At 63.0% G+C, this 20172-nt stretch carries 35 protein-coding genes; all 35 read right to left on the bottom strand.

The genetic code is table 11. The features are described 5' to 3' along the window. Positions 1-59: 59 nt before the first annotated feature. Positions 60-452 carry a 30S ribosomal protein S9 gene (gene rpsI / locus HPY44_16055; GenBank protein ID NSW57523.1) on the bottom strand — a complete coding sequence of 131 codons (393 nt, stop codon included), beginning with the start codon at positions 450-452 and terminating at the stop codon, positions 60-62. A gap of 63 nt (positions 453-515) precedes the next feature. Beyond that, positions 516-929: a 50S ribosomal protein L13 gene (gene rplM, locus HPY44_16050; GenBank protein ID NSW57522.1), complete on the bottom strand. Its 414-nt coding sequence runs from the start codon at positions 927-929 to the stop codon at positions 516-518. 90 nt (positions 930-1019) lie between these two features. Further along, positions 1020-1760: a tRNA pseudouridine(38-40) synthase TruA gene (truA, locus tag HPY44_16045; protein ID NSW57521.1), complete on the bottom strand. Its 741-nt coding sequence runs from the start codon at positions 1758-1760 to the stop codon at positions 1020-1022. Positions 1761-1832: 72 nt separating this feature from the next. Beyond that, positions 1833-2186 (bottom strand): 50S ribosomal protein L17, encoded by a 354-nt coding sequence (gene rplQ / locus HPY44_16040; GenBank protein ID NSW57520.1) that lies wholly within the window; start codon positions 2184-2186, stop codon positions 1833-1835. A gap of 70 nt (positions 2187-2256) precedes the next feature. After that, entirely contained in the window at positions 2257-3228 is a 972-nt protein-coding gene (locus HPY44_16035; GenBank protein NSW57519.1) for a DNA-directed RNA polymerase subunit alpha, read from the bottom strand. Between the two features lie 123 nt (positions 3229-3351). Continuing rightward, positions 3352-3987 (bottom strand): 30S ribosomal protein S4, encoded by a 636-nt coding sequence (gene rpsD, locus HPY44_16030; GenBank protein NSW57518.1) that lies wholly within the window; start codon positions 3985-3987, stop codon positions 3352-3354. 102 nt (positions 3988-4089) lie between these two features. Then, positions 4090-4479, bottom strand: a complete 390-nt coding sequence (gene rpsK / locus HPY44_16025) for a 30S ribosomal protein S11 (protein ID NSW57517.1) — start codon at positions 4477-4479, stop codon at positions 4090-4092. Positions 4480-4593: 114 nt separating this feature from the next. Continuing rightward, entirely contained in the window at positions 4594-4977 is a 384-nt protein-coding gene (rpsM, locus tag HPY44_16020) for a 30S ribosomal protein S13 (GenBank protein ID NSW57516.1), read from the bottom strand. A 27-nt stretch (positions 4978-5004) separates the two neighbouring features. Continuing rightward, positions 5005-5118 carry a 50S ribosomal protein L36 gene (gene rpmJ / locus HPY44_16015; protein NSW57515.1) on the bottom strand — a complete coding sequence of 38 codons (114 nt, stop codon included), beginning with the start codon at positions 5116-5118 and terminating at the stop codon, positions 5005-5007. A gap of 83 nt (positions 5119-5201) precedes the next feature. Continuing rightward, a complete protein-coding gene (gene infA / locus HPY44_16010) occupies positions 5202-5450 on the bottom strand; it encodes a translation initiation factor IF-1 (protein ID NSW57514.1) in 249 nt (82 codons plus the stop codon). 55 nt (positions 5451-5505) lie between these two features. After that, a complete protein-coding gene (map, locus tag HPY44_16005) occupies positions 5506-6294 on the bottom strand; it encodes a type I methionyl aminopeptidase (protein ID NSW57513.1) in 789 nt (262 codons plus the stop codon). Beyond that, the gene (locus tag HPY44_16000) at positions 6294-6962 is read right to left on the bottom strand and encodes an adenylate kinase (GenBank protein ID NSW57512.1); all 669 of its coding nucleotides are present in this window, start codon (positions 6960-6962) and stop codon (positions 6294-6296) included. Before HPY44_16000 ends, map begins: the two co-directional genes overlap by 1 nt. Positions 6963-6999: 37 nt before the next feature. Further along, entirely contained in the window at positions 7000-8334 is a 1335-nt protein-coding gene (secY, locus tag HPY44_15995) for a preprotein translocase subunit SecY (protein ID NSW57511.1), read from the bottom strand. A gap of 2 nt (positions 8335-8336) precedes the next feature. Beyond that, positions 8337-8786: a 50S ribosomal protein L15 gene (gene rplO / locus HPY44_15990; GenBank protein ID NSW57510.1), complete on the bottom strand. Its 450-nt coding sequence runs from the start codon at positions 8784-8786 to the stop codon at positions 8337-8339. Positions 8787-8829: 43 nt separating this feature from the next. Further along, complete coding sequence (gene rpmD / locus HPY44_15985) at positions 8830-9021, bottom strand: 50S ribosomal protein L30 (GenBank protein NSW57509.1); 192 nt, start codon at positions 9019-9021, stop codon at positions 8830-8832. A 37-nt stretch (positions 9022-9058) separates the two neighbouring features. After that, positions 9059-9427: a 50S ribosomal protein L18 gene (locus HPY44_15980; GenBank protein NSW57508.1), complete on the bottom strand. Its 369-nt coding sequence runs from the start codon at positions 9425-9427 to the stop codon at positions 9059-9061. 111 nt (positions 9428-9538) lie between these two features. Continuing rightward, positions 9539-10087 (bottom strand): 50S ribosomal protein L6, encoded by a 549-nt coding sequence (rplF, locus tag HPY44_15975; GenBank protein ID NSW57507.1) that lies wholly within the window; start codon positions 10085-10087, stop codon positions 9539-9541. A gap of 52 nt (positions 10088-10139) precedes the next feature. Then, a complete protein-coding gene (gene rpsH, locus HPY44_15970) occupies positions 10140-10535 on the bottom strand; it encodes a 30S ribosomal protein S8 (protein ID NSW57506.1) in 396 nt (131 codons plus the stop codon). A 107-nt stretch (positions 10536-10642) separates the two neighbouring features. Next, on the bottom strand, positions 10643-10828 hold the full coding sequence (locus HPY44_15965) for a type Z 30S ribosomal protein S14 (GenBank protein ID NSW57505.1): 186 nt from the start codon (positions 10826-10828) through the stop codon (positions 10643-10645). Positions 10829-10884: 56 nt separating this feature from the next. Then, positions 10885-11451: a 50S ribosomal protein L5 gene (gene rplE, locus HPY44_15960; GenBank protein ID NSW57504.1), complete on the bottom strand. Its 567-nt coding sequence runs from the start codon at positions 11449-11451 to the stop codon at positions 10885-10887. 78 nt (positions 11452-11529) lie between these two features. Next, positions 11530-11874: a 50S ribosomal protein L24 gene (locus tag HPY44_15955; protein ID NSW57503.1), complete on the bottom strand. Its 345-nt coding sequence runs from the start codon at positions 11872-11874 to the stop codon at positions 11530-11532. A gap of 51 nt (positions 11875-11925) precedes the next feature. Further along, positions 11926-12294, bottom strand: a complete 369-nt coding sequence (gene rplN / locus HPY44_15950) for a 50S ribosomal protein L14 (GenBank protein ID NSW57502.1) — start codon at positions 12292-12294, stop codon at positions 11926-11928. A 76-nt stretch (positions 12295-12370) separates the two neighbouring features. Next, positions 12371-14458: an elongation factor G gene (locus HPY44_15945; GenBank protein ID NSW57501.1), complete on the bottom strand. Its 2088-nt coding sequence runs from the start codon at positions 14456-14458 to the stop codon at positions 12371-12373. Between the two features lie 39 nt (positions 14459-14497). Then, on the bottom strand, positions 14498-14752 hold the full coding sequence (rpsQ, locus tag HPY44_15940) for a 30S ribosomal protein S17 (protein NSW57500.1): 255 nt from the start codon (positions 14750-14752) through the stop codon (positions 14498-14500). A gap of 12 nt (positions 14753-14764) precedes the next feature. Then, positions 14765-15004, bottom strand: coding sequence for a 50S ribosomal protein L29 (gene rpmC, locus HPY44_15935; protein ID NSW57499.1), 240 nt, complete (start codon positions 15002-15004; stop codon positions 14765-14767). A gap of 2 nt (positions 15005-15006) precedes the next feature. Then, complete coding sequence (rplP, locus tag HPY44_15930; GenBank protein NSW57498.1) at positions 15007-15420, bottom strand: 50S ribosomal protein L16; 414 nt, start codon at positions 15418-15420, stop codon at positions 15007-15009. 7 nt (positions 15421-15427) lie between these two features. Further along, on the bottom strand, positions 15428-16294 hold the full coding sequence (rpsC, locus tag HPY44_15925; protein ID NSW57497.1) for a 30S ribosomal protein S3: 867 nt from the start codon (positions 16292-16294) through the stop codon (positions 15428-15430). A gap of 36 nt (positions 16295-16330) precedes the next feature. Continuing rightward, a complete protein-coding gene (rplV, locus tag HPY44_15920) occupies positions 16331-16681 on the bottom strand; it encodes a 50S ribosomal protein L22 (GenBank protein NSW57496.1) in 351 nt (116 codons plus the stop codon). Positions 16682-16743: 62 nt separating this feature from the next. Then, positions 16744-17028, bottom strand: coding sequence for a 30S ribosomal protein S19 (gene rpsS / locus HPY44_15915; GenBank protein ID NSW57495.1), 285 nt, complete (start codon positions 17026-17028; stop codon positions 16744-16746). A 65-nt stretch (positions 17029-17093) separates the two neighbouring features. After that, positions 17094-17924, bottom strand: a complete 831-nt coding sequence (gene rplB / locus HPY44_15910; GenBank protein NSW57494.1) for a 50S ribosomal protein L2 — start codon at positions 17922-17924, stop codon at positions 17094-17096. A 51-nt stretch (positions 17925-17975) separates the two neighbouring features. After that, entirely contained in the window at positions 17976-18272 is a 297-nt protein-coding gene (rplW, locus tag HPY44_15905) for a 50S ribosomal protein L23 (GenBank protein ID NSW57493.1), read from the bottom strand. 7 nt (positions 18273-18279) lie between these two features. Then, entirely contained in the window at positions 18280-18924 is a 645-nt protein-coding gene (gene rplD / locus HPY44_15900) for a 50S ribosomal protein L4 (protein ID NSW57492.1), read from the bottom strand. 21 nt (positions 18925-18945) lie between these two features. Next, positions 18946-19566: a 50S ribosomal protein L3 gene (rplC, locus tag HPY44_15895; protein NSW57491.1), complete on the bottom strand. Its 621-nt coding sequence runs from the start codon at positions 19564-19566 to the stop codon at positions 18946-18948. Between the two features lie 66 nt (positions 19567-19632). Then, entirely contained in the window at positions 19633-19959 is a 327-nt protein-coding gene (rpsJ, locus tag HPY44_15890) for a 30S ribosomal protein S10 (protein ID NSW57490.1), read from the bottom strand. A gap of 86 nt (positions 19960-20045) precedes the next feature. Beyond that, the coding region (gene tuf / locus HPY44_15885) for an elongation factor Tu (GenBank protein NSW57489.1) at positions 20046-20172 on the bottom strand (127 nt) is incomplete at its 5' end.

Here is a 20172-nt window from a genome sequence, read left to right as displayed (position 1 = left end):
GCCGCTCCCCCGGGGAGCAAGGCCGGCTCGATCAAACCCTTGCGAAGGACGGAAGTGCCTTACCGCTTGGAGAACTGCTTCGCGCGGCGGGCCCGGCGGAACCCGGCGTGCTTGCGCTCCTTGACGCGCGGGTCACGAGTGAGCAGCCCGGCAGCGCCAAGAAGGGTGCGCCGGCTTTCATCCTCCGCTACTAAAGCCTTGGCGATGCCGTGACGGACTGCGCCAGCCTGTCCGCTGATGCCCCCGCCCTTCACGAAAGCCCGCACATCGTACTTGTCGACACCGTCGATCAGCTGCAGGGGCTGCAGAACGATCTGCTCAAGCTGCACGCGGTGCAGGTACTCAGCGTAAGGCTGCCCGTTGATGGTGAATTCTCCGGTGCCGCGAGCCACCCAAACGCGCGCAACTGCATCCTTCCGCTTGCCGGTGCCGTAGAACCTGTCCTGCTCCAAGATCAGCGCCTCCCTCGACTTATGGGGCTGAGAGTAGTTGTTTGGATAGACGGCGAGCCGCAGTTAGATCTCCAGCGGCTTGGGCTGCTGCGCGTCGTGGCGGTGCTCAGAGCCGGCGTACACCTTCACGCGACCGATGAGCTTGCGGCCCAACGCGTTGTGCGGGAGCATCCCCGCAATGGCTTTCAGGACCACCTTCTCGGGGGCCCGGGCGAGGAAGTGCTCATAGGACTCTTCTTTCAGATGCCCCGGGTAGCCCGAGTGGCTGTAGCGCTTCTTCTGCGCCGCTTTCCGTCCCGTCAGGACGACCTTGCTGGCGTTAGTGACCACCACAAAGTCGCCGCAGGCAGTGTGCGGGGTGTAAGTCGGCTTATGCTTCCCGCGCAAAATAGCCGCAACCTTGGCGGCCAACCGACCGAGAACCTGACCGTCGGCATCCACATGCCACCAGTCTGCCTGGGCGTCCTCGGCTTTCATCGACTTGGTCTTCTGGTTATCCATCACTGACCTCCGAATATGCGAACCCGGCGCTTCCACTGCAGTCTGTGAACGGCGGGGCATCGGCATTTACTCGTAGATGACCTCGCACAGACACAGGCCGTGAGCTGGGGCCGTTGCGCCGGCAAGACCCCTGTCCCGCGACGCCAGCACCGCAGGCATACTCTCCGCGGAGCGACGCCCCAACCCCACTTCCACCAGCGTCCCCACCACATTGCGAACCATCATGTAAAGGAACCCGTTCCCGGTGATCCTGATCTGCACAAGGCCCTCATCCAGGCGCCGACAACTCAGTTCTGTCACCGTCCGAACTGTGCTGCAGGCCGACCCACCCGAGGCCGCGAAAGCTGCAAAATCGTGCTCCCCCACCAGCACATCCCCCGCCTGCTGCATGGCGTCCACATCCAGCCGTTGGCGGATGTGCCACGCCCACAATTCCAGGAAAGGTGAGCGCGCGTTGCGGTTCATGATCTGGTACGAGTAGGTCTTCGCGATCGCACTGTACTGCGGATGGAACTCCTCGCCGACCTCCTGGCCACCGCTGACGCAGATGGCGCGCGGCAACGAGTCGTTCAACGCCTCCACAAGCCGCTCACAGGGGATCGGCTTGTCCGTGGAGACTCGGATCACCTGCCCGGTTGCGTGGACCCCGGCATCGGTGCGCCCCGCCCCTACTATTCGGGACGGCTCGCCCAGTATGCCTTCCAGCGCTTTCTCGATCTCACCCTGCACCGTGGGCCGGTCAGGCTGTCTCTGGAAGCCCGCATAGCCGGTCCCATCGTACTGCACGACGAGCTTGAAGTGTCGCATGGACGGGCTTTCGTGCGCCCGCGTCGGCGCTCACCTGTCTGTCAAGGTGTGTGCGGTCCAGCGCGTCTGCTCCTAGTCCGTCAGCTCAAGAATGGCCATCTCGGAGCCATCGCCCTGGCGCTGTCCGGCCCGCGTGATCCGTGTAAACCCACCGGAACGATCCGCATAGCGCGGGGCGATCTGAGAAAACAGGTGGGCCACTACATCCGGCTGCGGAAGCTCCTGCAGCACCCGACGGCGTGCTGCGAGGTCGCCGCGCTTCGCCAGCGTGATAAGCCTTTCTGCGAAACGGCTGGTCTCGTGGGCCTTGGTGACGGTGGTCTTGATCCGGTTGTGCCGGAACAAAGAGCCCGTTTGGCTGCGCAGGAGGGCGATCCGCTGGTCGGCTGCCCTGCCCATGCGCTTATGGTCTTTGCGGTGTCGCATTGCCGTCTCCTTCGCATCTCCGGGGCCAGGCCGCGCACCACGCCGCCAAAGGCCCGGGTCAGAACCGGTTTTAGCCCCTGTCTTCGCTGGGCTCGGCCAGGGACAGGCCGAACTGTGCAAGCTTTTCGATGGCTTCCTCGAGCGAGCGCTTCCCGAAGTTCCGGATACCCAGCAGGTCCTCCGGAGACTTGCGGACAAGCTCGCCCAGGGTGTTGATGCTTTCCTTCTTCAGGCAGTTGAAGGTCCGGACGCTGAAATCCACGTCCTCAATCGGCGTCTCGAGCCACTTGTTGCCCTCGTCGGCAGTTTCTGCAGCTGCTTCAGTCAGGGCGTGGTCCTCTTCGACGTCGCCCAGGAAGATCGCGATGTACCCCTGCATGATCTTCGCGGCGATTTTCAATGCATCCTCGGGCAAGACAGTGCCGTTTCCGAAAAGTTCCAGGACAAGCCGATCCAGGTCGGTCCGGTGCCCCAGACGGGTAGGCTCAACGGCGTACGTCGCGCGCTTGATCGGAGCGTACAACGCATCAACGGGGATGATGTCGCTGCCGCGTCGCGGCCGAGTGCGCTCCTCCGTAGGCTCGTAGCCCGTGCCGATCTCCACCCAGAACTCGATTTCCAGCCGCGCGTCCGCATCGCTGAGCGAGGCGATGTGGATTTCGGGATTTAGGATCTCCACACCCGCAGGGGTCACCACATCCGCGCCCAGAACCTCGGTCTCTCCCGACGCCGAAATGCGGCAGATACGCTCCTCATGTTCCTCGTCCGACGGTAGTGGCGAGACCTTAATGGCCAGTTCTTTCAGGTTCAGGACCAGTTCCATCACGTCTTCGACAACACCCGGGAGCGTCGTGAACTCATGCAGCGCTCCCTCGATGCGCACATCAGTTACTGCCGCGCCCGGAATATGGGCCAGCAGAACCCTGCGGAACGCGTTCCCCAGCGTGTGCCCGAAACCGCGCTCCAGCGGTTCGATGGCAAACTTCCCGTACTTCGGGTCCAGTGCCATTGCGGTGATCTTGGGGTCAAGTTCCCCTATCATTCTCTGCGCTCCCTTGGGCGAATGTCCTGGCGGCAGACCGGAAAAGCATGGCGGCGGCCAAAAATCGCACAGGCCGACGCCCGGTCATCTCCCCTAAGCCTGTCCCGAACACGGGACAGCACTTTACCGAGAGTAGAACTCGATGATGGTCTGCTCGTCGATGTCTACGTCAATGTCAGCCCGCTCGGGCAGGCTGAGCATGGTGGCGGTCCGATTTTCCGGATCCGCCTGCAGCCACGGGAGACTGGGGCGGCCTCCGGCCGACGCCACAGCACCGGCAATCGGCTGAATTTCCCGGCTCCTCTCGCGCACGCCGACAACGTCACCCGGCCGCATCCGGAAGGACTTGATGGTGACCTTCCGGCCGTTTACGGTCACGTGACCGTGGGCGATCAGCTGGCGGGCCTCGGCGCGGCTGGATGCCAGGGAAGCGCGCACAAGCACGCTGTCGAGGCGACTCTCAAGCAGCTTGAGCAGATTTTCGCCCGCGACGCCCTCCATCCGCTCAGCCTCCATCACGTACTTGCGGAAAGGCTTTTCGAGCACCCCGTAGATGGCCCGCAACCGCTGCTTCTCGCGAAGCTGCATGCCGTAGTCGCTGATGCGCCGGCGGCGCTGGGTTGAATCGCCGAACTGCCCGGGCGGGTACGCTTTCTTCTCAATCGCGCACTTGGGGCCATTGCAGCGCTGGCCCTTCAGGAAAAGCTTTTGCCCTTCGCGGCGGCAGATCCGGCACACGGGGCCTCGGTAGCGTGACATGTGGCTTGGTCTCCTCCAAAGCGTCCTGCGACGCTCTTTCGTTCACACAGTTTGATAGTCTCAGCTTGGCAGGCGCTCTCACACGCCGCCCATCCGTGGAGCTTAGACGCGCCGGCGCTTCTTCGGCCGGCAACCATTGTGCGGGGCGTTGCTGATATCGCGCACAGAGGCGACCTCCAGGCCCGCAGCCTGCAACGCGCGCACAGCCGTCTCGCGGCCCGAACCGGGCCCCCGCGTGAACACCTCGACCCTCTGCATGCCGTACTCCTGGGCCTTGCGGGCCGCATTCTCAGCAGCGAGCTGAGCGGCGAACGGCGTGCCCTTCTTGGTCCCGGAGAAGCCGATCGTGCCGCCGCTTGCCCAGCACAGAACGTTGCCCTGCTGGTCGGCGATGCTCACGATGGTATTGTTGAAAGTGGACTTGATATTCGCGCGGCCATACGGAACCTGGCGCTTGGCCTTGGCCTTGCGACCGCTCTGGGACTGACGCATGAGTATCCTCCAGTATCCGAACCGGCTGTTCGATGACGTCGACGGCACCAGGCGCGAGGGTCCGGGCGATGCCGTGCCTTTGCACGGCATGCCGAGGGACCTCCAGAGCCCGCATCAGGTCTTGGCGCTGGCCTTCTTCTTCCCGGCAACGGTCTTCCGCTTGCCCTTGCGCGTGCGTGCATTGGTGCGGGTGCGCTGGCCACGAACCGGCAGACCACGGCGATGGCGCAGGCCACGATAGGTGCCGATCTCGATAAGGCGCTGGATATTCGTCTGCACCTCGCGGCGCTTGTCGCCCTCAATCACATAGTCGTTTTCGATGACCTCGCGCAGCTTCGCAGCCTCAGCCTCGGTGATGTCCCTCATCCGACGAGCGGTGTCGATGCCGGTCTTCTCCATGATCTCGGCGGCGGTGTGCCGGCCGATCCCATAGATGTAGGTCAAGGCAATCTCAACCCGTTTGTCTCTCGGAAGGTCTACGCCTGCAATACGCGGCATTTACGCGCCTCCTACGATATCTACCGTTTAGCCCTGGCGCTGCTTGTGCCGGGGATTCTCGCAGATGATGCGAACGACGCCATGGCGCCGGATGATCTTGCACTTGTCACAACGCTTCTTCACGGACGGATGTACTTTCATCGGGATGCTCCTCAAATGCCGGTCAGCAACTCCGCCGTCGGTGTGCTGCGGCTACGGTCGTGGCGAACCGGCTCTCTCGAAAGCTACTTGTGCAGCCAGGTGATCCGGCCCCGGGTGAGGTCGTAAGGCGTCAACTCAACCGTCACCTTGTCCCCCGCCATCACGCGGATGACCCGGGTGCGGATCTTGCCCGAAACGTGAGCCAGTACCTCGTGACCGTTCTCCAACTCCACACGGAAGACTGCATTCGGCAGCTTCTCCACAACGGTGCCACGGACCGGAATGGCCTTTTTCTTGTCGCTTTCGGGCGCCTTGTTCTCTTTTCTAGCCATGAAGTGCCTCTTGGCTCCTTATTGGCTGGCGGCTGGTACACATCAGTCGAACCGATCAGGGCAGCGTCAGAATCACCGGACCGTCCTTGGTTACGGCGATGGTGTGCTCGAAGTGCGCGGATGGGCTCCCGTCGGCGGTGCGGATCGTCCAATGATCGTCGTCCTGGGTCACCGCCCATCCCCCGGCATTCACCATCGGTTCAATCGCCAGCGTGTGGCCGGGGCGCAGGGTCAGGTTGTACTCCGGGAAATGCCCTTCGTCCACGAAATTGGGCACCTGGGGCGGCTCATGCATGGACCGGCCGATACCGTGCCCCACAAGGTCTCGCACCACTGAGAACCCGCGCGCCTCTACATGGTTCTGGATCGCAACGCTGATCGCGCGCAGCCGATTGCCCGGCACCGCGGCAGCGATCCCGAGATCACGCGCCTCTCGGGTCGCCTCCAGAAGAGCGAGCTTCTCCGGTGACACGTCGCCGACCGGCCAGGTCATGGCCGCATCGCCGTGGTATCCCTGGTAATGGGCGCCAACGTCCACACCAAACAGCATGCCCCCCGCCAGGACCATCTGTTCGCTGGGGATTCCGTGGACCACAATATCGTCGGGGTCGGCACAGATCGTTGCTGGATAGCCCCGGTAGCCCTTGAAACTCGGCCGTGCGCCCGAAGATACTATAATCTCTTCCGCCAGCTTGTCAATCTCCGCAGTGTTGATGCCCGGCTGAATAGCCTCTCCGATCGCCTGCAAAACCCGCCCGACGATCCTTCCGGCCTCGCGCATCAGTTCGATCTCGGCGTCCGACTTCCGCGGGACGTCCGGGATGCGTCTCACAAGCCGTGACATCAACCCACGCCTCGTGCCTTCAGGGCCGCGAATACGCCGGCGTTGACCTCTTCCACAGTCCCCACCGCGTCCACCCTGACCAGCTGGCCTTTGCCCTCATAGTACGAAATCAGCGGCTCGGTCTGACGCTTGTACACCTCAAGGCGCTGCGCGATCGCTTCAGCCTGATCGTCCGACCGCTGATAGATTTTCCCGGAACAGCCCTCCTGCGGGCAGGGGGCGCCCACGTCCACGCTGTCGCGGCTGATATGGAAGATCGACTTGCAGGTATCGCACATGCGCCGCCCCGAGAGACGGTCGATGAGCACCTGGTCCGGCACTTCCATGTTCACCACGGTCGGCGGCTCCAGTCCCAGCTCCGCAATGGCTGCATCCAGAGCTTCGGCCTGCGGGATGGTCCGTGGAAAGCCATCCAGCAAGAAGCCGTTGGCGCAGTCAGGCTCGGAAATCCGTTCGCGTACGATCCCCACGACCAACTCGTCGGGCACCAAGTTCCCCGCGTCCATGTACCGCTTGGCCTCGAGGCCCAGCTCGGTGCCCTTCGCAACTGCTGCCCGCAGCATGTCGCCGGTCGAGATGTGGGTAATCGCCAGGCGGTCCACCAGGAACTCGGCCTGCGTTCCCTTCCCGGCCCCCGGAGGGCCGAGGAGAATGAGATTGCTTGCCATCTGCGTATCTCCGTTCCAGGCGCCTGCGCGCCGTCGCCTACGCCAGGAAGCCCTGGTAGTGGCGCATCAGCAGCTGGGCCTCAATCTGTTGCATGGTGTCCAGCGCCACGCCGACCACAATCAGCAGGGACGTTCCGCCAACCAGTGTGAAGGTTTCCACACCCGTAATCGTGCCCACGTAATACTGCATCACGGCGATGACGCCCAGGAACAACGCTCCCGCCAGCGTTATTCGGAACAATATCTTGTCGAGGTAGTCGCGGGTCCGTTCCCCCGGCCGGATGCCCGGCACCGCACCGCCGTTCTTCTGAAGGTTCTCCGCTATCTGCTCCGGGTTGAAGGTGACTGCGGTGTAGAAGTACGTGAACAGGACGACCAGGATAAAGTACAGGAGCGTCGCGAAACCGTTGCGTCCCGGCGTCGTGAACTGAACCACCGCGAACAACGTGTTGCTGATGGCGTCCTCGCTGATCCCGATGCGGCTGATGCTCTTCACCACATCCGGGTTGCCGATGAATTGGGCGATGGTCGCCGGGAACAGGGCGATGGAGATCGCGAAGATGATCGGGATCACGCCCGCCTGGTTCACTCGGATTGGCAGGAAGCTGCTCTGCCCGCCATAGACCTTATTGCCCTTGATTCGCTTGGCATACTGCACCGGTATCTTCCGCTGCGCCTGCTGCACTTTGACGATACCGTAGATGGTGGCCACGAAGATCAGCGCGAGGAAAGCGATGTTCGCAATCCCGATCTGTTCGTTGGCCCACATAGTCATAGTCTGGGCCACGTCCTGCGGCATCCGGGTCATGATCCCCACAAAGATGATGAGGCTCACGCCTTGACCTATGCCGCGCTCCGTGATCATATCCCCCATCCACATCAGGAAGGACGTGCCCGCGGCCATCATCAGCACGTCGAAAACCACCATGAACGGGCCGCCCACGAACGCCTGTCCCGCGCGGAACCAACTGATCATCCCGAACGCCTGGAGCATGGCGAGAGCGACCGTCAGGTACTTCGTCCAGGCGTTGATCTTGCGCTGGCCGTACTCGCCCTCTTTCTGCAGTTCCTCGAGGGACGGGATGGCCATTACCAGCAGCTGGAAGATGATCGAGGCATTGATGTAGGGCATGATGCCCAGCGCAAAGACCGAGAACCGTTTGAGTGACCCGCCGGCGAAGGTGTCAAGGATCTCGCCCAGCCCGAACCCGCCGCCACTGAACAACTGCGCAAGGGCTTCCTTGTCAATTCCGGGAAGGGGCACGTGCGCGCACGCCACGTAGAGAGCAAACATCCACATGACGAACATGATGCGCTTGCGCACATCGGGCAGCTTCAGCGCCTGGGCAAGCCCGGCGAGTCGCTCTTTCATCGTCAGATCACCTCGGCGGTGCCGCCGGCTTTCTCAATCTTTGCACGGGCCGATGCGCTGAAGGCGTTGGCCTTGACGGTGAGGGCGCGGTCCAGCTCACCCTCTCCCAGAATCTTCAGGCCATCCAGCAGCTTCTTGACCACCCCGGTCTCCACCAGGAGTTCGGGGGTCACCTCGGTACCCGCCTCGAAGCCGGCCAGCGTCGCCACATTGACGATGGCGAACCGCTTGCGGAAGATGCCGATATTGTGGGACTTATTGCTGATACCGCGCAGGGTCGGCAGCCGCATGTACAGGGGGTTCTGCCCGCCCTGGAACCCCGGCGCCGTATTGGTCCGGGCCTTCTGGCCTTTCTGGCCGCGTCCGCTGGTCTTGCCGGACCCCGAGCCGTGGCCACGGCCGACCCGCTTGCCGTCTTTCCGCTTTGTTCCGTCGAGGCTCTGATAGTCCATGAATGTGCTCCCGTCTGCCGGGGGCGCTGTGCGCCACCGGGGGTTACTCGCTGATCGGATTGACCTCTACCAGGTGCTTAACCTTATCGATCATGCCCTTGACCACAGGCGTGAGGTTGTGCTCCCGGGAGTCATCCCGCTTCCGCAGACCCAGGGCGCGCAGCGTTGCGCGCTGGGGCTGGGTGCAGCCACAGTGGCTGCCTGTGAGGGTAACTTTCACTTTGCCGTTAGCCATCAGGTCCACTCCTGTGCTTGTACTACCAGAACGCCAGTTAGAACTTCAGACCGGCCTCGCGCGCGCTTTCTGCAACAGCCTTGATCCGGCCGTGATAGGGCCAGCCCGAGCGGTCAAAGACCACTGAGGTGATGCCTTTCTCCAGAGCGCGCTGGGCCACCAGCGCCCCTACCTTCGCAGCGGCAGCGATGTTCCCGGTCTGCCCGTTCTCATCACTCACCCCCGCCTCACGGGTGGACGCCGCACACAGCGTTCGGCCCGCGCGGTCGTCGATGATCTGGGCGTAGGTGTGGTCAAGACTCCGCGTAACGCACAGCCGGGGCCGCTCGGCGGTGCCGGCTACCTTCAGCCTGATACGCGCATGGCGCTTCATACGGCTCTTGGTGCGATCTCTTTCGGTACTCACTGTCTACACCTCTGATTTCCAGCGCCGCAGCAACGGCCGGACTAATCGGCCGCTGCCGCCGGGCCCCAGGTGCACCACAACAACCCGGAGCCCTGCCTGCGCGTATCTCTACTAGCCGCCGACCTTGGCCGACTTGCCGGCCTTCCGCCGCACCTTCTCGCCCGCGTAGCGAATGCCTTTGCCCTTGTAGGGCTCCACCGGGCGAACCTTGCGAATGTTGGCGGCCACCTGCCCCACGACCTGCTTGTCGCAGCCCTTGACAATGATGACCTGCTGGCCCTGAGTGCTGATCTCAGTGCCCTCCGCCGGCTGGACCAGAACCTCGTGACTGAAACCGATACGCAGCTTGAGGTTCTTGCCCTCCATGTCGCCCCGGTAGCCGACGCCCTGGATTTCAAGGCGCTTTTCGAAGCCCTCACTGACACCATGAACCATGTTCGCTACGAGCGCGCGGGAAAGCCCGTGCAACGCCCGTGCCTCGCGGGTCTCGTTCTTCCGCGTCAGGGTGATGGTATTGTCGGCGATCGTGAGCTCGATCTCGGGTGCAAGCTGCTGCTCAAGCTGCCCCAGAGGGCCCTTGACCTTCACCACGTTGCCGGCCTCAACCTCGACCTTGACCTTGTCAGGGATGGGTATGGGATTCTTGCCTACTCGAGACATCGAGACTCGCTCCCGATCCGAAGTTTCGTGTATTCCGCGAACGTACAGCCTACTACCAGATGAAGCCCAGCACTTCGCCGCCGATACCGCGCCGCCGAGCCTCGCGCGCGGTCAGCACGCCCTGGCTCGTGGAAACGATGGCGATGCCGAGACCGCCGAGCACCCGGGGAAGCTCTTCCTTCCCGCAGTACACGCGCCGGCCGGGCTTGCTCACTCGCTTGAGCCCCTTGATCACGGGCTGGCGATGATCATCGTACTTCAACCGGATGCGAAGATCCCGGCCCTTGCCCACGAGCTGGAACCCGCGGATGTAGCCCTCATCGTGGAGGATCTTGGCGATCTCCAGCTTGATCTTCGACATTGGCACACGCACGTTCGTGTGCCGCGATTCTGCGGCGTTTCGAATTCTCGTCAGCATGTCGGCGATGGGGTCGCTAACGGCAGCCATGCCAGTTCCTCCTGCTGGGCCCTATGCTGGGCATGCAACAAACGGCCTGAATCCGTCAAAGGTTGCTGCGGGAACTCCCGCGTCAGGGCGTATCGCCCACGGACCGACTACCAACTCGACTTCGTAATCCCCGGGATGTTCCCCGCCAGGGCGTTCTCCCGAAAGCATATCCGGCAGAGGCCGAACTTGCGCATGTAAGCCCGCCGGCGTCCGCACAGACTGCACCGGTTGTATGCTCTCACAGCGAACTTCGGTTCCCGCTTCTGTTTCGCAATCCACGATTTGCGTGCCACGCTGCGTGCCTCCTGATGGTTGCGCGGACGGTGCGCCCGCGCCGGCCTTGCTCGCTCTACCCCTCGGGCCGGGCCAGCGGAAGGCCAAGACCCTCGAGGAACGCCTGGGCTTCCTCGTCGGTCCGGGCCGTCGTTACGATGGTTATGTCCATGCCGCGCTGGGTCTTCACGTCGTCATAGTTCAATTCAGGGAATATCAGCTGGTCATTGATGCCCAGACTGTAGTTCCCGCGGCCGTCAAAGCTGTTCCGGGGCAATCCGCGGAAGTCGCGGATGCGCGGCAGAGCGATGTTGAACAGCCTGTCCAGGAACTCCCAGGCCCGGGCCCCGCGGATAGTCACGCGGCAACCGACCATTGCGCCGGCGCGAACCTGGAACGATGCGATGGACTTGCGGGCCCGGGTAATACACGGCCGCTGCCCGGTAATGAGAGCCATCTCCCGCATCGCCGTCTCCATGATCTGCCCGGCTTCGGGGCCCGACTTCGCCTCCGAGATGCCCATGTTCACGCAGACCTTCACCAGACGCGGCGCCTGCATCACGTTGCGGAAACCGAACCGCTCGATGAGCTTCGGGCGCAACTCGGTTTCGTACATTTCCTTGAGTCTAGGCTTTTCAGCCATCATGTTCCCCTGCGCTTTCACTTGCCGCCGTCGTCCGCGACGTTCTTGCGCCGCGCGAGCGGCTGGGTTCGACAGTGCTTACTCGTCGATTGCGGCCTTGCAGCGTTTGCAGTAGCGAACGGGCTGGCCCTTGTCATTGCGCTTGTTGGCAATCCGGGTCGGCGCGTCGCACGACGGGCAGATCAGCATCACGTTGGACACATGGATCGGGCCAGGGGACTCCACAATGCCGCCCTGCCGAACCTTCTGCGAAGCACGCACCGCGCGCTTGATGATGTTGACCCCGTCAACAAAGATGCGCTCTTTGTCGGGCATGACGCTGATGACACGCCCCCGCCTGGGGTGGTGCCGGGTCGAGCGGTCCTTACCCGCGATCACCAGCACTTCATCGCCCTTCTTGATGTTTAGCTTGTTCTTCTGCATCCTGCTCTTCTCCCTGTGTGCCGGCGGGCCAGTCAAGAGTAGTGCGCGCGGTCAGACGACTTCCTCGGCCAGCGAGACGATCCGCATGAACTTGCGGTCACGCAGCTCGCGGGCCACAGGACCGAAGACACGGGTGCACCGCGGGTTCCCATTGTCGTCCACGATGACGACAGCGTTGTCGTCGAACCTGATCTCGGTGCCGTCCGCCCGTTTTACAGGCTGCTTGCACCGGACGATAACGCCCTTCAGGACGCTGCCCTTGGCAATCGGGCTCTGCGGCGTCACCTGCTTGGCCGAACAGACGATCTGGTCTCCGAGAGAACCGTAGACGTTCTGTCCGCGTCCCATCACCCGGATGCAGCCCACTTCCTGGACGCCAGAGTTGTCCGCCACTTTTAGTCGAGTCATGTGCTGGATCATCGCTATAGTCCTCGTGGACGAATATATCGAACCGCTACTTGTCAGGCCGGCGGAAACGCCAACCGCACCAGCCCGTCTACTCGTCGGCTGCCTCGGCGACCTTGCGCCGCGCGACGATCTCTTCCTGCACCTGGTTCGGCACTTCCTCGTAATGCGAGAACTCCATGCTGAAGCTCGCGCGGCCTTGAGACATCGAAGTCAGGTCGGACGAGTATGTCGACATCTCCGACAACGGAACCAGAGCCCGGACGATCTGCATTGCGCCACCCGCAGCCTCGGTGCCCTGCAACCTGCCGCGCCGGCTGCTGAAGTCACTCATGACATCGCCCATAATGCTCTCAGGGCAGGTGACCTCGACCATGACCACTGGCTCCAGCAGCGTGGGGCCGGCTTCCTCCATGGCCTTGCGGAACCCGATCTGGCCCGCCAACTGGAAGGCCATATCTGATGAGTCCACCGGGTGTGAGCTGCCGTCATCAAGGATCACGCGGATGTCAACCACTGGATACCGCGCCAACGGGCCGGCCGCCATAGCGCTCCGGACGCCTTTCTCGACAGCCGGGATGAACTGGGTCGGAACCGTCCCGCCTTTGATCTCGTCCACGAACTCGAACCCTCCACCACGGGGTAGAGGCTCGAGCCGCAGCCACACGTCGCCGAACTGGCCGCGGCCACCGGTCTGCTTCTTGTGGCGACCTTGCACCCGAACAGACTTGCGCGCCGTCTCGCGGTACGGGATTTCGGGAGCGCCAAGGGTTACGTTGACCTTGAACTTGCGCAGGAGCTGGTCCTTGATGATCTGAAGGTGCAGCGGACCGAACCCCCGGGCGATCAACTCGCCAGTCTCGGCGATGCGCTCATAGGTGAAGCCGATATCTTCCTCGGCAATCTGGGCCAGGGCGCCGGAGAGCTTGTCCTCGTCAGCGCGGGACTCAGCGGACATTGCAGCCGAGTGCATCCCCTCGGGCAGACTCGGCATCTCCACGATGACCTGGGCATTCGCATCGCACAGAGTGTCGCCGGTCAGCGTCGTCTCCAGTTTCGCTATACACGCCATGTCGCCGGCCGCGACCCGATCCACATCCTGGGTCTGGTTGCCGCGGATCAGCGTGAGGCCCGACAGGCGGTCACGGCTGCCAGTGCGAACCGTAACAGCCTGCCCGTCGCTGCTCAGCGTACCCGACAGGACGCGCACCAGAGAGAGCCGCCCGACGAACGGGTCCCGCATGGTCTTCCAAACCACTGCGCGCATCGGCGCGGATGGATCCGCAGTGATCTCCACGGTCTCGTCACTGTTCGGCTTCTTACCTATCCAGGCCGGACGCTCCGCCGGAGAAGGGACCACGTTGCGGGCGAAATCGAGGAACGCCGCAACGCCGATGCACTTGGTGGCCGCACTCGCCAGTACGGGAACCAGGGATCCCGAGTTCAGGGCTGCTTTCAGACCACCAATGAGCTCCTCGTCCGTAAGGGAATCGTTCTCGAAGAACTTCTCCATCAGTTCCTCGTCGGTACCAGCGACTTCCTCGATCAATGCGGCGCGAGCGGCCTCCGCATCAGCAGCAAGCTCCGAGGGAATTGCCGATGGTTGAACCCCTTTGCCCTCGCCGATGTACGCCTTCATCGACACCAGATCAATGACGCCGCTGAAGCTGGCCTGATCGCCCACGGGAAGCTGGACCGGCACCGCACGGCAACCCGGCAGGCTCTCGTTCATCTGGTCGACAACCGCCGAGAAGCTGGAGTGCTCCTTGTCGAGCTTGTTCACCACGGCGATCACGGGAAGATTGCTGTTGACCGCGTTCCCGAAGACCTTGCGGGACATGACCTCGACACCGGCGACACCGTCAAGCACCAGCACCGCGGTGTCCGCGACCCACATGCACGGGATGACTTCCGAGTAGAACTCGGCGTAGCCGGGTGCATCGATGATATTTGTCTTCCCGCCGCCGTGCTGAACGTAGCACAGTGCTGGGGAGATGGAGAGGTTCCGTTCCTTCTCCTCCGGCACAAAGTCCGTGGTTGCCGTCCCGGCGTCCGTCGAGCCGAGGCGATCCACAGCACCTGTCAGGAACAGCGCGGCTTCAGCAAGACTCGTCTTGCCCGAACTGCGGTGTCCCACCAGGACAAGGTTTCTGATCTGGTCTGTGTTGAAAGCAGGCAACTGCTTTACCTCCAGAGACGCGGCTTTGGTAAGGACCCCTTACCTCGCGCGCTCCACAATCTCGATAACGCGCCACGACTTGTCCTTGCTCAGCGGCCGGCAGTGCTGAATCCGCACCCTGTCGCCGGTATGGCACTCATTGCGCTCGTCGTGTGCCTTGAACTTCCGCGTCCGGCGCAGAACCCTGCCATAAAGCGGGTGCCGGGTCAGGCGCTCCACGGCAACGACCACGGTCTTGTCCATCTTGTCACTGACGACGACGCCTTCGCGGGTTGCGATAACTTTGTCACTCATGGCCGGTACCCCTTAGCGGGACCCCTCTTTCTCAATCCCGAGAGCACGCGCCCGCAGGATGGTGTTGATTCGCGCGATTGCCTTGCGGTACTTGTTCACGCGCTTGGGGTCCTCGATCTGTCCGGAAGCCAGCCGGAATCGCAGATTGAACAGACTCTCCATGATGTGCGCCTTGCGAAGTTCAAGCTCGGCGTCGGTGGAGTCCCTCAGTTGGCCCAAAAAGTCTGTGGTGGTCTTGGCGTCATCAGGCATGGTTACTCCTCCTCCCGAGACACGATCTTCGCAGCGATCGGCAACTTGTGAGCAGCTTTCCGCAGCGCCTCACGTGCCAGTTCACGCGGCAAGCCTGCGACCTCGAACATGATCCGGCCCGGTTTCACCACGGCGACCCAGTAAGCCGGCGAACCCTTACCCTTACCACCGCGGGTTTCTGGCGGCTTCTCCGTCACCACGTGGTCCGGGAAAATCCGGATCCAAAGCTTACCGCCGCGAGCAGCGGTCCGGGTGATGGCCACACGCGCTGCCTCAATCTGCCGGCTGGTGATCCAGCCCGGTTCCAGCGCCTGGAGGCCGTGTTCGCCCTGGTTCAGCGTGGCTCCGCGTCGGGCAATCCCCGTGCGGCGGCCACGGTGGTGCTTCCTGTGTTTCGTGCGCTTGGGCATCAACATGTTTGGATCACTGTCCCTGTTCCGGCTCGGGTTCGGTTGCGGGCTCATCGGCCGGCGCAACGCTCTCGGTCGGCGCCTCAGCGGTCTCCGGTGCGGCTGGTGTTTCGGCCTCGACGGGCGTCTCGAAAGCCGCTTCCACCGATGGTGCCACATCCTCGATCGCGCCCTCGGCCACTACATCCTCGACCGGCGCTTCCGCCGTCTCTTCAGGCACGTACATGTCGGACTGTTTGACCTTGCGCGGGGGCAAAATGTCGCCCTTGTAGATCCAGACCTTTACGCCGATGTTGCCGTAGCCGGTCCGGGCCTCCGCGAAGCCGAAGTGCACATCCGCGCGGAGTGTGTGCAGCGGCACCCGACCCTCGGGGCCGAGAGCTTCGGTGCGGGCGATCTCGGCGCCCTGCAGGCGTCCGCTCACCGTGCACCGCATCCCCTGCGCGCCCATCCGGATGGCCCGGTCAATTGCCTGGCGCATCGCGCGGCGGTACGACACGCGCCGTTCGATCTGACGGGCTATGTTCTGGGCCACCAGCGCTGCATTGGTGTCGGGGTCCTTCGTCTCCTCGACGTTCACGCGCACACGCCGGCCGGCGACCTTCTCCACCTTCTGCCGCAGCTTCTCAACGTCACGGCCACCGCGACCGATGACGATACCGGGCTTGCCGGTCTCGATGGTGACGGAGATGTTATCCGCGGCACGCTCGATGGCGATGTTGGAGACGCTGGCGTTCAGCAGCTCCTTCTCAAGGAACTGACGAATCTTCAAGTCCCCAATCAGCTGCTCGCGGTACTTCTTGCCCTCCGCGAACCAGGTGCTCCGAGACTGGCGGATGATGCCCAGCCGCAGGCCGTATGGATGTACCTTCTGTCCCATTCAGGTCACTCCCCGATGAGGGGTACCGAGTCGAAGCTACGACTCGTCCTTTCCCTGTTCATCGCTCAGCACGACGGTGATGTGGCAGGTCCGCTTGCGGATACGGTCGCCCCGTCCACGGGCCCGGGCAATCATGCGCGGGATCGTGAAGCCGCCGTCCACGAAGGCCTTGCTGACCACCATGTCCTCCGGGTCGAGGTCATGGTTGTTCTCCGCGTTGGCGATGGCGGAGTTCAGAGTCTTCAGCAGCGCCTGGGCCGACGGGCTGGCCACAGCGCCCAGAATGGCCTGAGCCTGCTGCGGCGTCTTGCCCCGGATCAGTTCCGCGTAGCCCCGCACCTTGCGCGGGCCTTTGCGCACCCATTTGGAGATCGCTCGTACTTCCATCCTTGGGTAAACTCCTTTGCCAGGTCCGGTAACCGGACAGGTGAGCAGCCCGGACTCTTGTCCTACCGGCCGCTGGTCCGCTCAGAGCGCGACGGGCGCATGCCACGGTACGTGCGGGTCGGCACGAACTCCCCGAGCTTGTGACCCACCATGTTCTCCGTCACGTAAACCGGCACGTGCTTGCGGCCGTCGTGCACTGCGATAGTATGTCCAAGCATGTCTGGGAAGATCGTCGAACGCCGCGACCAGGTGCGGATGATCCTCTTCTCGCCCGCGTCGTTCATCTTCTCGATCTTCGCCAGAAGCTTGGGGTCGCAGTACGGACCCTTCTTCATTGAGCGTGCCATTGCTGATCCTCCAGGATACTGCCTGTCTCAATGCCCAGCGCTGTCCGGGCTCAAGACGCCCGCAATCAGGTCTTGCGGCGCCGAACGATGTACTTGGTCGATGGCTTGCGGTTGTTCCGGGTCTTGCGACCCAGGGTCTTCCAACCCCACGGGCTCCGCGGACTGTCCATACCGATAGGCGCCTTGCCCTCGCCGCCGCCATGTGGATGGTCGCGCGGGTTCATCACTGCGCCGCGGACGTGAGGCCGCCGTCCACGCCAACGGCGCCGACCGGCCTTACCATCCTGGATATTGCCGTGCTCAGAATTGCCCACACGACCGATGGTGCACCGACACTGCACCGACACCAGCCGTACTTCACCAGACGGAAGCTTCAGGTGGGCATACTTGCCTTCCTTGGCCACCAACTGGATCTCGGTGCCGGCGCTCCGCCCCAACTGTCCGCCGCGCTGCGGGGTTAGCTCGACGTTGTGGATAACCGTACCCACCGGAACGCTGGCGATGGGCAGAGCATTGCCCAGACGCGCCGGGACATTGGGGCCCGAAACCACGCTGTCGCCCTTCTTCAGGCCCTCGGGTGCGAGAATATAGCGCTTCTCGCCGTCCGCGTAATGCAGCAGCGCGATATGCGCGGTCCGGCCGGGATCGTACTCCAACGCTGCAACCCGCGCAGGGATACCGTCCTTGTCACGCTTGAAGTCGATCTCGCGAATCTTCTGCTTGTGGCCGCCACCGCGGAACCGCGTCGTCACGCGGCCCTGGTTGTTGCGGCCGGCCGACTTCTTCCGCGGGGACAGCAGCGCGCGCTCCGGCTTCTTCTTATCCAGATGCGAAGTGTCGACGGTGGCGTATTCACGCCTTCCCGGGGTAGTTGGGTTATGCTCTTTGATCGGCATCAGGAACACTCCTGTTGGACATCAAGCTGTCCGTGGTCAAGACGCGTGCCGCTAACCTGTCTCGATGACCTCGATGCGGTCGCCGGGCCGAAGCGTAACAATGGCCTTCTTCCAGCGCGCGGTCTTCCCGGTGCGGTAGCGGTAGCTCCGCCGCCGGCTCTTGCCACGCACCATCATCGTGTTTACGTCGGTCACTCGCACACCAAAAAGGGTCTCAACCGCGTGCCGGATGTCCACCTTGTTGGCGTCGGGGTGCACACGGAAGTGGTACTTGTGCAGCTCCTCGGACTGTTCCATGGACTTCTCGGTCACGATAGGCTGCAGGATGATGCTGCGGTAACGGTTCATGTCCTGGCTATTCAGCACTGTCCGCGCCACCCTTCATCAGCTGCTCCAGCGCAGCCCGGGTAATCACGATCTCGTCCGCCAGCACGATGTCTCGGGTGTTGAAATGCGGCACTTCCCGGGCCGTGAGATCGGCGACATTCCGGCAACTCTTATACAGCACCTCATCCCGCGCTTCCGCGCTGCTCAGCAGCATGAGCACCTTGCCGCTCAACTTGAGTGCGTTCAGGATGGACACGAACTGCCGGGTGCTGATGTTCTCAAGTTCGATCTTCTCAAGAAGGGTAACATTACCGTCCCGCACCTTCTCGGACAGTGCGACCGCCGCTGCCTTCCGGCGCATGCGCTTGGGCATCTTGTGGGTGCCCTGTTCGCCCGTGGGGCCGTGCGCTTTGCCGCCGCCCACGAAATTCGGAGCGCTGCGTGCGCCATGGCGAGCGCGGCCCAGGCCCTTCTGCCGATACCACTTCGCGCCGGTCATATCCACTTCGTCCCTGCGGATAGACTTGCCGCAGCGCCTCTTCCGCGCGTGGTCCACGGCCACGACGGCCTGACGCACCAGGTCTGGGTTGAACGGCAGGCCGAGAAGCTCATCGGGAACCTGCAAGTCCGCCGTCTTCGCCCCGGCCATGTCGTAAACTGCCATGTTAGGCATTGCCAACTCTTCCCTTCGTGACTACTCGCGGCCCGTGATGATCAGCAGACCACCGTTGCTGCCGGGAACTGAGCCCTTGATGACCAGCAGGTTCGCTTCGGGGTCGACTTCCAGAATCTTCAGGCCCTTGGCGGTGACGCGCGCATTCCCCATCTGCCCGGGCTTGCGCGTACCTTTGAAAACGCGGGCCGCGTCGGTCGCACCGCTGGACTGCGGAGCGCGGTGCACCTTGGAACCGTGTGTTGCGGGGCCGCCCTTGAAGCCGTGGCGCTTCATCCCACCGGCGAAACCTTTTCCCTTGCTCGTGCCCACGATGTCTACCACATCGCCGGTCTTGAAAATGTCCACCTTCACCTGGTCGCCGGGGGCGTAGCCCTCCCCGTCCTTCAGCCTGCACTCGCGCACATACCTCTTCGGGGTCACATTGCGGCTCTGGAAATGACCGGTAAGTGGCGCGTTAGTCCGGCTGCGCTTGCGTTCCTCGAAGCCAAGCTGCATGGCCTCGTACCCGTCCACGTCCGTGGTCTTGCGCTGCACAACTGTGCAGGGCCCGGCCTGAACAACGGTGACGGCAACCTCGACCCCATTGGGCTCGAAAATGCGCGTCATCCCGATTTTCTTACCGAGAATCGTCTTCGCCATATCAGTCACCGCTCGTATCGCCCATCGGCAGCGCCGGCTGATCCGGTGTCCGAGAGGGGCGTGGGCTTAGCCCGCTGTGGTCTTGATTGACACGTCAACGCCTGCGGGCAGGTCGAGCTTCATCAGGGCGTCGACCGTCCGCGCGGTGGAGTCGAGAATGTCCACCAACCGCTTGTGCACCCGCATCTCGAAATGCTCCATGGTTCGCGAACTCCGGCCAAGGGCCGTGGGGCGCACAATGCAGTGGACGCGCTTTTCAGTCGGCAGGGGGATCGGACCCGCCACGCGGGCGCCAGTCCTCTCGGCGGTCTCAACGATTTTCTGGCACGAACGGTCCAGGATCTCGTGATCGAACGCCTTTAGCTTGATCCGGATGCTCGAAGTCTTCGCCATGGTTGAAGCTCCGTTTCAGGTGTCCTGTGCTCCTCGCGGGGAGCGGCGCTGCATCGCAAGGCCGGAGTTTTCCGGCCCGCGGACTGCTACTCAATAACCTTCGTCACCACGCCGGCGCCCACGGTGTGGCCGCCCTCGCGAATCGCGAACCGCAGACCCTCTTCCATCGCGATCGGTACGATCAGTTCCCCCGTGATCCGAACATTGTCACCC

Source organism: Armatimonadota bacterium, assembly GCA_013314775.1.
In the GTDB taxonomy this organism is placed as follows: Bacteria; Armatimonadota; Zipacnadia; order Zipacnadales; family JABUFB01; genus JABUFB01.
Note: the sequence above shows the minus strand (reverse complement) of the source record. Positions and strands in the feature narration are given on the sequence as shown.

Excerpts from the sequence above, each read along its gene's own strand:
- rplM (NSW57522.1), bottom strand. The coding sequence starts at position 929 with ATGAAAGCCGAGGACGCCCAGGCAGACTGGTGGCATGTGGATGCCGAC.
- truA (NSW57521.1), bottom strand. The coding sequence starts at position 1,760 with ATGCGACACTTCAAGCTCGTCGTGCAGTACGATGGGACCGGCTATGCG.
- rplQ (NSW57520.1), bottom strand. The coding sequence starts at position 2,186 with ATGCGACACCGCAAAGACCATAAGCGCATGGGCAGGGCAGCCGACCAG.
- HPY44_16035 (NSW57519.1), bottom strand. The coding sequence starts at position 3,228 with ATGATAGGGGAACTTGACCCCAAGATCACCGCAATGGCACTGGACCCG.
- rpsD (NSW57518.1), bottom strand. The coding sequence starts at position 3,987 with ATGTCACGCTACCGAGGCCCCGTGTGCCGGATCTGCCGCCGCGAAGGG.
- rpsK (NSW57517.1), bottom strand. The coding sequence starts at position 4,479 with ATGCGTCAGTCCCAGAGCGGTCGCAAGGCCAAGGCCAAGCGCCAGGTT.
- rpsM (NSW57516.1), bottom strand. The coding sequence starts at position 4,977 with ATGCCGCGTATTGCAGGCGTAGACCTTCCGAGAGACAAACGGGTTGAG.
- rpmJ (NSW57515.1), bottom strand. The coding sequence starts at position 5,118 with ATGAAAGTACATCCGTCCGTGAAGAAGCGTTGTGACAAGTGCAAGATC.
- infA (NSW57514.1), bottom strand. The coding sequence starts at position 5,450 with ATGGCTAGAAAAGAGAACAAGGCGCCCGAAAGCGACAAGAAAAAGGCC.
- map (NSW57513.1), bottom strand. The coding sequence starts at position 6,294 with ATGTCACGGCTTGTGAGACGCATCCCGGACGTCCCGCGGAAGTCGGAC.
- HPY44_16000 (NSW57512.1), bottom strand. The coding sequence starts at position 6,962 with ATGGCAAGCAATCTCATTCTCCTCGGCCCTCCGGGGGCCGGGAAGGGA.
- secY (NSW57511.1), bottom strand. The coding sequence starts at position 8,334 with ATGAAAGAGCGACTCGCCGGGCTTGCCCAGGCGCTGAAGCTGCCCGAT.
- rplO (NSW57510.1), bottom strand. The coding sequence starts at position 8,786 with ATGGACTATCAGAGCCTCGACGGAACAAAGCGGAAAGACGGCAAGCGG.
- rpmD (NSW57509.1), bottom strand. The coding sequence starts at position 9,021 with ATGGCTAACGGCAAAGTGAAAGTTACCCTCACAGGCAGCCACTGTGGC.
- rplF (NSW57507.1), bottom strand. The coding sequence starts at position 10,087 with ATGTCTCGAGTAGGCAAGAATCCCATACCCATCCCTGACAAGGTCAAG.
- rpsH (NSW57506.1), bottom strand. The coding sequence starts at position 10,535 with ATGGCTGCCGTTAGCGACCCCATCGCCGACATGCTGACGAGAATTCGA.
- rplE (NSW57504.1), bottom strand. The coding sequence starts at position 11,451 with ATGGCTGAAAAGCCTAGACTCAAGGAAATGTACGAAACCGAGTTGCGC.
- HPY44_15955 (NSW57503.1), bottom strand. The coding sequence starts at position 11,874 with ATGCAGAAGAACAAGCTAAACATCAAGAAGGGCGATGAAGTGCTGGTG.
- rplN (NSW57502.1), bottom strand. The coding sequence starts at position 12,294 with ATGATCCAGCACATGACTCGACTAAAAGTGGCGGACAACTCTGGCGTC.
- rpsQ (NSW57500.1), bottom strand. The coding sequence starts at position 14,752 with ATGAGTGACAAAGTTATCGCAACCCGCGAAGGCGTCGTCGTCAGTGAC.
- rpmC (NSW57499.1), bottom strand. The coding sequence starts at position 15,004 with ATGCCTGATGACGCCAAGACCACCACAGACTTTTTGGGCCAACTGAGG.
- rplP (NSW57498.1), bottom strand. The coding sequence starts at position 15,420 with ATGTTGATGCCCAAGCGCACGAAACACAGGAAGCACCACCGTGGCCGC.
- rpsC (NSW57497.1), bottom strand. The coding sequence starts at position 16,294 with ATGGGACAGAAGGTACATCCATACGGCCTGCGGCTGGGCATCATCCGC.
- rplV (NSW57496.1), bottom strand. The coding sequence starts at position 16,681 with ATGGAAGTACGAGCGATCTCCAAATGGGTGCGCAAAGGCCCGCGCAAG.
- rpsS (NSW57495.1), bottom strand. The coding sequence starts at position 17,028 with ATGGCACGCTCAATGAAGAAGGGTCCGTACTGCGACCCCAAGCTTCTG.
- rplB (NSW57494.1), bottom strand. The coding sequence starts at position 17,924 with ATGCCGATCAAAGAGCATAACCCAACTACCCCGGGAAGGCGTGAATAC.
- rplW (NSW57493.1), bottom strand. The coding sequence starts at position 18,272 with ATGAACCGTTACCGCAGCATCATCCTGCAGCCTATCGTGACCGAGAAG.
- rplD (NSW57492.1), bottom strand. The coding sequence starts at position 18,924 with ATGCCTAACATGGCAGTTTACGACATGGCCGGGGCGAAGACGGCGGAC.
- rplC (NSW57491.1), bottom strand. The coding sequence starts at position 19,566 with ATGGCGAAGACGATTCTCGGTAAGAAAATCGGGATGACGCGCATTTTC.
- rpsJ (NSW57490.1), bottom strand. The coding sequence starts at position 19,959 with ATGGCGAAGACTTCGAGCATCCGGATCAAGCTAAAGGCGTTCGATCAC.